This is a genomic window from Mycobacterium sp. IDUB_19 (assembly GCF_055419445.1).
This window is the reverse complement of the sequence record NZ_JBVAXR010000129.1, coordinates 1-1,796: the sequence shown is the minus strand read 5'-3', so window position 1 is coordinate 1,796 and position 1,796 is coordinate 1. Positions and strand designations below refer to the sequence as shown.

The 1,796-nt window shown below is 63.9% G+C and carries 1 protein-coding gene; it reads left to right on the top strand.

What is annotated here, in order from left to right:
• Positions 1-1,796, top strand: a 1,796-nt coding sequence (locus ACZY0B_RS27350) for a hypothetical protein (RefSeq protein WP_463767355.1), incomplete at both ends; no start/stop codon positions are given.

Below are 1,796 nucleotides of genomic sequence, written 5' to 3'. Positions count from 1 at the left end.
GATGTGATCGCGTGGTCGTATGAGTTGTGCACCGACAAGCAGCGGTTGTTGTTTGACCGGTTGTCGGTCTTCGCCCCAGGTCATGACGTCAACCCCGAGGACGCCGGTGAGGCTGTAGCCGATGTGGGCGCCGATTTGGAGGCCATCGGAGCGGTGTGCGCCGACGATGTGCCGATCGAGGGCTGTGACGGCGCGCCGACTTCTGTGGATCCAGATCAAGGCGGAGATGTTGGCCTGGTCCGCGCGGAGGTCCGTGAACTGCTGGAGCGGCTGGTGGAGCAGTCGCTGGTCTCGATCCACATCACCGCGGACGCGGTGCACTACTTTCTGCTGGAAAGCCTGAGGTTGTTCGCTGCCGAGCGTTTGGCCGAGCGTTCTACCGAGCAGGTCGATGAGTCGGCCCGGCTGGCGCAGCGGCATTACGTTTACTACCGCGACAAGGTCTTGCATGTGCAAGCCCAGTGGTTTGGCCCCACCGCACAGGAGTGCCTGAACTGGGCGATGGGGGCGTGGTCGAACATCCGGTGGGCCATCGATACCAGCATGGCGGCCGGCAAGCCAGACGTGGGACTTCAAATCTGCGTTGGCCTGATGTCGCTTCGCGCACCGTTTCTCCTCGGTTCATTGTCGGAGATCCGCGGCCGCATCGAGCAGACTTTGGCGGCCACGGACGCATTGGGATCCCACCCAATTGAGTCTCAGCTTCCGGCGATGGCCCAGCTCGCGTGGTTGGCTCTGGTCGAGGGGCGCCCTCGGGAGGCCGAGGAGCTCTTGGAACGCTGCGTCGGTGCTTGCGATGGACAGGTGGCCGGCACCGGGCGCTGGCGCGATCGGCCAGAAACTGACATCGGGTTGCCCGCGGTGGTCGACTACGCCTGGGGTGTTGAGCTGATGTTCGCCCGCCGCGATCCGCGTTCCATCGCTGTGCTTGCTCGTGCCCGCGAGAAGTTTCGCGACATCCCAGGCCGTGGCGAAGCGATGAGCGAGCTGTTCGAGGCGATGGCCGCCGGACTCTTGGGATCGGCCAAGCAGGCCACGACTATCAGTCGGCGTCACCTGGAGCGGACCACCGAGGCCGGTATTACCTATGGACGGTCGTGGGCTCAGATGGCATTGGCGATTGCGCTGAACAAATACGGCGATGTGGGTGAGGCGTTGGAGCTGGGTCGCGCCGCGCTGGCCTACCAGTTGTCCCTAGGGGATCAATGGGGCATGACCTGGACGATCCATATCCGCATGTGGTCGTTGGCGCGACTGATTACCGACCAGCTTGCGGCCCCACACACCAGCCGTAGCACCGTGGGCGCGTTGGCCAGCCAGATCGCCTACCTGGCCGGTGGGGTGAAGACCCAGCGAGCCCGGCTTTGCGTGCTGATCGAGAACATGGGTCCATTCGCTGATGAGACGAGCACCGCCGAGCAGGTCGCACGCGAGGTACTCGGGCAAAAAAGCTACGCCGACACGGAAAAGCGCGGGTCGCGGTTGTTTGTCGAGCGCGCCGAGCTGCAGCGCATCGCGTCGGGCGCGGTGTCGATCAACGCAGGCGATCCGGCGACGAAGGACACTTCGAGCTGGCAGACCTTGTCGAAGGCTGAACAGGAAGTCGCCATCTTGGCCGCGGCCGGCTGGCCCAACAGCGCCATCGGAGCGCGCCGAGGAACCTCGACGCGAACCTCCGATGCGCAAGTAGCGTCGATATTTCAGAAACTGTTGATCAATTCACGCGAGGACATCGTGGGTTTCGTTCCGCACGACCAGCGCGACCGGGTTTCGGCCGAACGTTCCCACATTCCACG